This is a genomic window from Bacteroidota bacterium (assembly GCA_034723125.1).
GTDB lineage: Bacteria > Bacteroidota > Bacteroidia > CAILMK01 > JAAYUY01 > JAYEOP01.
Window position 1 is genome coordinate 1 of record JAYEOP010000392.1, and the last position, 10,085, is coordinate 10,085.

The 10,085-nt window shown below is 29.2% G+C and carries 6 protein-coding genes; 1 reads left to right on the forward strand and 5 read right to left on the reverse strand.

The window, feature by feature from the left end; genetic code table 11:
- Positions 1-390 precede the first annotated feature (390 nt).
- From xerD to U9R42_10585, 3 genes are all read right to left on the reverse strand, one after another.
- Positions 391-1,284, reverse strand: a complete 894-nt coding sequence (gene xerD, locus U9R42_10575; protein ID MEA3496468.1) for a site-specific tyrosine recombinase XerD — start codon at positions 1,282-1,284, stop codon at positions 391-393.
- Between the two features lie 127 nt (positions 1,285-1,411).
- Positions 1,412-3,568: a DPP IV N-terminal domain-containing protein gene (locus tag U9R42_10580; protein ID MEA3496469.1), complete on the reverse strand. Its 2,157-nt coding sequence runs from the start codon at positions 3,566-3,568 to the stop codon at positions 1,412-1,414.
- Between the two features lie 502 nt (positions 3,569-4,070).
- Positions 4,071-5,237, reverse strand: a complete 1,167-nt coding sequence (locus U9R42_10585) for an iron-containing alcohol dehydrogenase (GenBank protein ID MEA3496470.1) — start codon at positions 5,235-5,237, stop codon at positions 4,071-4,073.
- Between the two features lie 285 nt (positions 5,238-5,522).
- Here U9R42_10585 and U9R42_10590 point away from each other — a divergent pair, with 285 nt between their 5' ends.
- Positions 5,523-6,353, forward strand: coding sequence for a hypothetical protein (locus U9R42_10590; GenBank protein MEA3496471.1), 831 nt, complete (start codon positions 5,523-5,525; stop codon positions 6,351-6,353).
- Between the two features lie 22 nt (positions 6,354-6,375).
- On the opposite strand, the gene aspS is transcribed toward U9R42_10590, so the two are convergent.
- Together aspS and U9R42_10600 are read right to left on the reverse strand one after the other, a co-directional pair.
- Positions 6,376-8,118: an aspartate--tRNA ligase gene (aspS, locus tag U9R42_10595; protein ID MEA3496472.1), complete on the reverse strand. Its 1,743-nt coding sequence runs from the start codon at positions 8,116-8,118 to the stop codon at positions 6,376-6,378.
- Between the two features lie 200 nt (positions 8,119-8,318).
- Positions 8,319-10,085, reverse strand: a 1,767-nt coding sequence (locus U9R42_10600; GenBank protein ID MEA3496473.1) for a ComEC/Rec2 family competence protein, incomplete at its 5' end; no start/stop codon positions are given.

Sequence of the window (10,085 nt, forward strand, 5' to 3'; positions counted from 1 at the left end):
ACTTTATTTCAATATGTTGCAAATTTATTAGTTAACACTACACTATAGCACAAAAAAAACCTAATAACTAACTGATTATTAAATATATATTTTTTTAAGTTTTTTTCTGTGGAAAACTCAAGTTAAAATTCATTAATTAGTACCTCTGAGAAAAAAAAAAAAATTCTGCATATCCTCCGCTCATCCCTTTGTCCCCTAAAAATGATGCCATCACACTCAGTGAGTTGGGTTTCCCCTTAAGGAAATTTATGGGGTACAGCTAGGCAAATAATGAGTTTTCTTATAAGCACTAAGCACTAATTACAAAAAGAGTAATTTTGTAATCTGTGAATCAAATTTGATTACCCACAGTATTTGACATAGAACCATTTTATTCTAAAAAAATACTTTTTACGATCGTGGATGAAAAGTAGAGATTGTTTCTTTCAAATAGCTAGAATCCAAATGAGTATATATTTCTGTTGTTGTAATTGAAGCATGCCCGAGCATATCCTGAACAGCTCTTAAATCTGCTCCTCCTTCTACAAGATGAGTTGCAAAAGAATGTCGAAAAGTATGAGGACTTATCAATTTTTTTATTCCGGCTTTTGCACTAAGGTCTTTTATTATCAAAAAAATCATTACTCTTGTTAGCTTTCGTCCATTTCTGTTTAAAAATACAAATTCTTTAAATTCCTTTTTAATATCCAAATGAGCTCTTACTTCTTTAATGTACTGCTTAATATATTTTTTTGAATAGCTTCCTAATGGTACAAGCCGTTCCTTATTTCCCTTTCCAATTACTTTCAAATAACCTTCATCAAAATACAATCCTGTCATTTTCAAATTCACTAATTCCGAAACACGCAATCCACAACCATACAAAACTTCAATTATGCATCTGTTCCTTTGTCCTTCAGGAGTGCTGTGGTCAATAACTTCAATCATGTTTGTAAATTCTTCATATTCTAAAACTACAGGAAGTTTTCGTCCCAGTTTAGGCATATCAATTAAATCAACAGGATTTGTTTTTACTACTTTTTCATAAATCAAATAATTGAAAAAGCTTTTAATTCCTGACATTATTCTCGCTTGTGAATTTGCAGATAAGCCAATATCATTTATCCAAAATATAAAATCTCTAAGATGTTTTTTATTTATTTTTTGAATGCTTACTCCAATAGTGTTTTCATCAATAAAAAGAAAAAGTTTCTCAACATCTGTAATATAAGCTTCAACTGAATTATTTGACAATCCTTTTTCGAGTTGAAGAAAAACTTTATATCCTTTTACGTAAGAGTTCATAAAACTGTTTCAAAAAATTTCCATCAAAACTACAATCAAAAAAATATTTTTAAATTTAAATTTATGCACAAAAAAAACCATATCCCTTATTTTTCAGAAATATGGTTTTTTTTATTAGTGTGAGTTTTTATAAATTTTCCAAGAAATAGTTTGTCATCATAGTATTTAAATGATGGCGTGCTTTACCTCTAATTCCGTGCTTTTGACCCGGATACACAAAGTAATCAAATTGAACACCTTCATTAATACATGCTTTTACAAATTGAATAGTATGTTGCCATACAACAGTTTCGTCTGATGTACCATGAATGACCAATAAATCCCCTTTCAGATTTTTTACATGATTTAGAAGATTTTCTTGTTCATAACCTTCAGGATTTTTTTCAGGTGTATCCATGTATCTTTCTCCGTACATAACTTCGTATAATGACCAATCGATAACAGGTGCACCTGCAACTCCAACTTTAAAAACATCAGCTTGCTTTAACATAAGAGAAATAGTCATGTATCCACCATAACTCCATCCATGAACTCCAATTCTATCAGCATCAACAAAAGATTTTGTTTTAAGAAATTCAATGCCTTTCATTTGATCTGCTATTTCATGATTACCCAACTTGCGAAAAACTTTTTGTTCAAAAGCCAGTCCTCTGTTTGGTGAACCGTGATTATCAAGGGTAAAAACTATGTAACCTTTTTGTGCCATATATCTCAACCAAATAGATGCTCCGTATCCCCAACTATTTTCAATCATTTGAGCATGAGGTCCTCCATAAACATAAACAATAACAGGATATTTTTTAGTTGCATCAAAATCAATAGGTTTTATCATCCTGTAGTACAAATTTACTCCGTCATCAGCTTTTATTTTTCCGGAAGTTATATTTCCAAGTTTGTAATCTTTTAATGGATTGTAATTATTATAAATCGTTCTGATTAACATACCATTAATATCCACAAGATTTATTTTGTGAGCAACAGTTGAGCTACTATAAATATCTAACAAATACTTTCCGTTATAACTTAATTGACAAGTATGCACACCTTCATCCATGGTTAACTTAATAACCCTCATTGTTTTTAGATTAATTGAATAAATGTGTTTTTGTAAAGAATAATATTCATCAACAGCTTTATAAATTATATTTTCTTCTGTTTCATCAAAACCGACAAATTCAAGGATATCATATTCTCCTTCAGTAATTTGCTCAATCATTTCTCCATCAGTATTGTAAAGGTATAAATGGTTATAATTACTTCTTTCGCTAAACCAAATAAATTGATCAGCTTTTGTTTTTAAGAAATACAATCCATGCTCGGGTTCAACATACTTTTTACTTTTTTCTTCAAAAAGAGTTTTTACAAGTTCTCCTGTTTTTGCATCATATTTATTGAGCTTTAAATGGTTTTGATCCCTGTTCAATTCAGCAATGTAAATAAAGTTTTCATTGGGTCCCCATGTTATATTTGTAAGGTATTTTTCTTTATCTCCTTTTGTTTTTAAATAAATCGTTTTCTTATCCTTCAAACTATAAATTCCAAGTTGTACCTCTTCACTTTTCATCCCTGCCATAGGATATTTCACTGTTTTATTTTCCGCAACTCTTTTGTCAAAATTAATAATTGGATAATCGGAAACCATATTTTCATCTTTTCTGTAGAATGCAAGGTAATGACCATTAGGTGACCAAAATGTTCCTTTTGTAATTCCAAACTCACGCCTGTGAACAGATTGCCCATCAACAAAAGTCTCATCATCAGTAACTTTATATCCTTTTTCATTAGCTTCAGAAATATATAAATTGTTAGCAACCGTATAGGCTATAGCAAAGTTTGCCTTGCAAAAATCACTATTTTTACCTTTAGTGTCACAGCAATTTCCTACAGTAATATTATTGCTTTTAAGGTTATAAATTAAAATTTCATCCTCAAGCTGAAACCTGAATTCATTCTCTGAAATCCAGTGTATGTAAGGAAATTTTTTCAGTTTTGTTTTTTCTAATTTTTCAAGACCCTTATTTATTTTTTCAAGGTCAAGAATATCTTTGTGCTTATCTTTTTTTACTTTTCCTTGATATAAAATATCGTCTTTTATAAAAGTATAGGCATCCTCTCCTTCTTGCCATTGTAGCTGTTTCATTTCCTTAATTATCCTGTAATAATGTGGATAAAGGAGATAATTTGAAGTTACATCATCCATAGTAAGCAGTTTTTCCTGAGAAAAAGAGCTGAAAGAAAGTGCTAAAATTAGCCCTATCGTAAAAATAAAAGTATTGCTTTTCATTTTTAATAATTTTAATTAACAAATAATTAATGTATCAAAATTAAGTGATTTATTTAAATCTTTAAAAATTATTTTAATAATATTTATTGTGAATTTTATTTTAAAGTATTACGGGATGTTCTATTGTCTTTATTTTGGTTCTATGTTGATTTGAGTGGGTAATCAAATTTGCCACAGATTCACAGATTAGAAAAAGAGTAATTTTGTAATCTGTGAATCTGTCTTCGACAGACATAGTCTTACTTCTTTATTACTCAAGTTTCGCATAATAATTCTGTGTGCTAACATATACTTCGACTGGTCATAATTTGAGCTTTGGTACTACATTTAGCGTATTGAATATTAATTGTTTACACAGTATAGCAAAACGCAGTTTATGATCGCTCTGCATATATCTTATTAGAATAATGCATGTAAATTAATTTTAATCTGTGAATCTTTGGCTTTAATATCCCCCCCCCCACTCAAATCAACATAGAACCTTATTTTTTTTATCGCTAACTTATTTCGCAGCATTTAAAATATTTATCACGTCCTCTTTTTTTAAAAGTTTAATATTTCCTGTAGCACCAAAAATGACAACACCTTCTGCTATTTTTTCAATAAGATTATTATCCAAATCAATACCTACTTCGCTTAAATGTTCGGGGAATCCCTGTGATTTAAAAAATTCGGTAATTTTATCAATGCATTTATTTGCAATTTTAAATTTGTCATTTCCCTGTATTTCCCAGACATTTTTTCCAAGGGCAACAAATTTATCAACTGTATTTTCGTCAAGAATATACCTCATCCAATGTGGGGTAATAATTGCTAAACCCGCACCATGAGTAAGTTCAAAATAAGCACTTACAATATGTTCAATAAAATGAGTTGCCCAATCTCCTTTTTTTCCAAAACTTAATAATCCATTTAAAGCAAGGTTGCTTGCCCACATTATATTTGCTCTTGCATTATAATTATCAGGCTCTTGCAAAACTGTATCTCCAAATTCAATACAAGTTTTTATTATCGCCTCTGTAAGCCTATCCTGAACAAAAGTATCTTCAACAGCAGAAAAATATTGTTCAAAACAATGACTCATAATATCAGATGTACCTGCTGCCGTTTGATATTTGTTTACACTAAAAGTATAAACGGGGTCTAAAACAGCGAACTTAGGAATAAACAGTTCAGTTTTATAAGGTAATTTTTGATTTGTTTTTTCATTTGAAATTACAGAATTTGCATTCGCCTCTGATCCTGTAGCAGAAATAGTAAGTACAGCACCTATTGGCAATGCATTTTTTGCAACTACTTTGCCCATAAAAAAATCCCAAGGATCTCCATTATAAAATACTCCAATAGAAACTGCTTTTGCACAATCAATTACACTCCCTCCTCCTACTGCAAGAATAAAGTTAACATTATTTTTACGGCAAATTTCAATTCCTCGTTTTACAGTTTCAATTTGAGGATTAGGTTCAATATTGGATAACTCAACATAATCAAATGAATTATTTTTCAATATTTTAATAACTTCATTATATATTCCATTTTTTTTTATACTTCCACCTCCATACGCTAATAAAATTTTGCTTCCATATTTTTTTATTTCATCACTTATTTTACTAATTTCACCTTTGCCAAAATATACTTTTGTAGGTGTAGAATATTTAAAATTTATCATAGCAACAATTCATTTTTATTAAAAATAAGAAAAAAATCTTACCTCAAAAGTAACTTTTCTATAATAAAAAACCCAATTTTTTTAATAAAATAAAATAAATAGGAAGTAATTTTAGAAAATATATCAAGCATAAATCAGGCGTATCTTGCTGTTTATCTGTTTGTTAGTTTATTTCTTGTTATGCATATTATTATTTATAAATTTTTTTTACAAAAGTTTGGGAATTTTCAATTTTTGTAGTACATTTGACAAAAATATTTTTCAAAAAACATCAAGGAGGTATCAATGACAAAATTTATACAAGTTAAATGTCCACATTGCCATGCTTTTTTAAAAGATACAAATGTTCTACTTGATAAGAAAGAAAGTATCAAGATGAATATAGAACATAAAGGAAAAAAGGGTAGCATTTGGCTAAGTTCAAAATATGGCAGTGAAAAATTTACAACCGATCTTAATATCAAAACAAATGAAATTGTAGATTTTTCATGTCCTGTTTGTGGCAAAAGTTTAACCACAGATGTTGAATGTGGTAGATGCCATGCTCCTATGGCATCCTTTCATCTTTCAAATGCAAGGATTGTAAATTTTTGCACCCGAAAAGGATGTAATAACAATGTAATTGGCGAGCTTCATACAGCAGAAGATGAACTTGAATTACAACCAAAACCCAAATTTAGTTTAAAACGTATTTTTGCCGCAAGCAAAATTTCGCTTTTCAAAGAACCTGATTCTACTTATGTACACTCATTTTGTCCGCATTGTTTAAAAAGTCTTTCGGATAAAAATTCAGTTAGCCTGAAACTAATTACAGACAATAATAGAATGGGTTTTTTAATTTTAAGTCCTTTCTTGGATCAACCTTCAATAAAATCAACAATTAATATTGAAGATGGTGAACTTATTAAAGATTTATTATGTCCTTATTGTAATGAAAGCTTAATAAAAGAGGGTAAAAGTTGTAATAAATGTAAGTCAAATGTTGCAGAATTGTTAGTTCCTGCTAACTCTAGGGTAATTGGCTATAATATTTGCACAAAAAAAGGTTGTCTATCTCACGGATTAAGTAATCAGGATATTGCCAACATTGATTCATTTTATCATATTCAAAAATAAATCCTACAACTTAAGGGAGGGGCTATAATAATTTAAGCCCTAAGTCATTTAGTTGATTAGAAGATATTTTTGAAGGAGAATCAATCATTATGTCTTTTCCTGCATTATTTTTTGGGAAAGCAATGAAATTTCTTATTGAATCGCTTTGTCCGAATAAAGTACATAATCTGTCAAAGCCAAAAGCAATTCCACCATGTGGAGGTGCACCATATTTAAATGCATTCATTAAAAAGCCAAACTGTTTGTTTGCTTCATCATCAGAAAAGCCAATTGCTTTTAGCATTTGTTGCTGAATTTCCTTGTTATGAATTCTTATTGAACCACCACCTACTTCAACACCATTTATTACTAAATCGTATGCTTTAGCTTGTACTTTCTCAGGATTAGTTTCCAACAAATGCAAATCTTCTTCCTTTGGAGATGTAAAAGGATGATGCATAGCATGGTATTTTTTATTCTCCTCATCCCATTCAAATAAAGGAAAATCAACTACCCAAACAGCTGAGAAATTATCTTTTTTTCTCAATTCAAGTCTATCGCCCATTTCCAATCTAAGTACAGACAATGCTTTTCTTACTTCATTTTTATTTCCTGAAATTATTAATAAAAGATCTCCTTGTTTAGCTTCAAATTTATTTGCAAATTCTTTCAAATCATCTTGTGTGAAAAATTTATCAACTGATGATTTTAAACTTCCATCTTCATTGTATTTAACATAAACAAGTCCTTTTGCTCCTACCTGAGGTGTTTTTACAAAATCTGTAAGTTTATCCAATTGCTTCCTTGAATATCCTGCACATTCTTTTGCATTTATTCCAACAATCAATTCAGAATCATCAAACACTTTAAAACCTTTTCCCTGTGCTACATCATTGAGTTCTACAAATTTCATATCAAATCTAAAATCAGGACTATCAGTACCATAATATTTTAGTGCATCACTATATTTTATGCGAGGGAATTTATTAATATCAATATTTAAAATATTTTTAAACAAATTTGCTGTTAAACCTTCAAAAGTATTTATAATATCCTCTTCGGTTACAAAAGACATTTCACAGTCTATTTGAGTAAATTCCGGTTGTCTGTCAGCTCTAAAATCTTCATCTCTAAAACATTTAACAATTTGATAATATTTATCCAAACCACCAATCATTAAAAGTTGCTTAAACGTTTGTGGTGATTGTGGCAAAGCATAAAAAGTACCTTGACTTAATCGTGAAGGCACTAAAAAATCACGAGCTCCTTCAGGAGTTGATTTTATTAATGCTGGTGTTTCCACCTCAATAAAACCTAATGAGTTTAAGTAATTTCTTATTTCTATTGACATTTTATGTCTCAGAATTAAATTGTCTTTCACAGGATTTCTTCTAATATCAAGATACCTGAATTTCATTCTAAGGTCTTCCCCCCCATCTGTTTTATCTTCAATGGTAAAAGGCGGAACTAAAGATTCGTTTAAAATTTCTAATTTATTAACGTCTATTTCAATTTCTCCTGTAGGTATTTTTTTATTTTTGTTACTTCTTTCATTTACAATTCCATCTACAGTAATCACAAATTCTCTACCCAATTTTCTTGAGTTCAAACATAATTCAGAATCCTTTTCCAAATTAAATATTAGCTGAGTAATTCCATACCTGTCTCTTAAATCAATGAAAGTCATCCCTCCCAAATCGCGTGATTTTTGAACCCAGCCACTCAATTTAACTTGTTTACCTACATTTTCGATTCTCAACTCTCCACAATTATGGTCTCTATACATATTTCAATCGCTTTTATTTATTTAGCAAATTTCCGTTTTCTATTTTCAAATGAAGAAATTATTTGTTAAAAAGAATTTTATTTAAATTTCTGCAATTCATCAATAATCTCTAAAAGCTACAAAAATATTTCAAAGTCTAACATTAAAGAATGTTTATCAATATTTTACATTTTGTAGTTTATGTCAGGTAATTGAAAATTCTAAAGTTCCAAAATTAGTGCTTCATCATTTCTAATATCAATGTAATTAATTCCAAGTTTTTCACATTCATCTATCCAATATTTTACTTTCCACCAACTATTTGAAGCATCAAAAATAATTTTATCAAATTCAATATCCTCCTGAATTTTCTTTAGTTCAATGTAGGGATTATTTCTAAACATTACTACATCCGTCTTTATCTTAAACTCCGGAATTTTAAATTTTTCATCTATTACGAATATTCGCTTATTCCCAAATTTTATAAAATTCCTTTTTATGAGCAAATTATTGTTTTTAAAATCAGAATTTATTTCAATTTTGTTTACATTCTTTTCCTTAATACCATTACGCCAAAGATCTCTGAACGTATTATATTTTAAAGTGTAATAATCATTAAGTGCAATACTATCTCCCCAAAAGCTAACATCTTTACCCTTAAAAAAACCTATCAAACTCCTATCATTAATTGAATAAAATACAACTCTGTTATTTGTCAAATTTTTATACTTCAAATTTGTTTTATTTGCCATAAATAAAATTAAAAATGTAATAGTAAAAATAAGTAAAACAGTTTTTTTGCGGACAAGGTAAATAAGTAAAAATATTATTGAAGAGTACAATAATATAAGTCCAATTTCACTAAGATAAAATTCTTTTATCAAGCCTCCGGGCAATTCCCGAATTAACAAAATTATTTTATTCAAGCAGTGAATAATAAATTCAAGAATATTGGCAATAACATCTGAAACTTGAGTGAAAGAAAGCATTTCAAAAGTTAGAAAAGCCAAACCTGTGTAAATAATTATCATTGCCGCAGGAATAACTATAAGATTTGAAACAAAAAAGTAAACAGGAAATTGGTTGAAGTAAAAAAAGCCAAGAGGAAATGTAGCAATTTGAGCAGCTAAAGAAACAGCAAATAATGCCCAAATTTTATCAATCAACCAAAATCTTGGAGTAAAAATGGAATAAATTTTTGGTTGCAAAAACACAATTCCGATTACTGCCGCATAAGAAAGCTGAAAGCCTACCTGAGTAATCATAAAAGGATTAATCATCAACAAAAACAATAATGATGTAAGAATTGAAGCATAAATATTGGAAAGTCTATTAATGCTTTGTCCTATCAAAACAAAGGTAAACATTGTAGCAGCACGTGAAACTGAGGGAGAAAGTCCTGTAATTATTGCATAAAACCAAAGTATTAAAACAATAATTATAAAATAAACAATTCTTCCAAATTTATCTCTTTTTAGAAATTTTAGAAAGAGACTAAAGACCATAAATATTATTCCCACATGTAAGCCCGAAACTGCCAATACATGCATTGCTCCCGTTTCAGCAAAGGATTGCCTTACGTCATCACTTAACTCAGCTTTGTAACCTACAAGTAAAGCATTTGCGATTGAACTTTCATCACTATTTGGTATTTTTGTTCTTATCAACTTTACAATTTTGTACCTTAATTCAAGGATATACGCATAAATACTTTTTTTATTTGTTTTGGAAGAAATTGCCCAATCTTTTGAAGTAAGAAAAGCTCTGTGATAAATTTGTTTGTAGTACAAAAATCTTTTATAATTAAACTGCCCCGGATTTTTAGGACCTTCAATTTCAGAGATTTTATTTTTTATAAAAATTATATCTCCATATTTTAAGAGTGCTGTTAAACTATCTTTCCGAAAATAAACCAAAGCTTTTCCTGTAGTTTTATGAATTCCCGAATTGCTCTTAACATACTTTACCTTAACAATGCTTTTAAATGT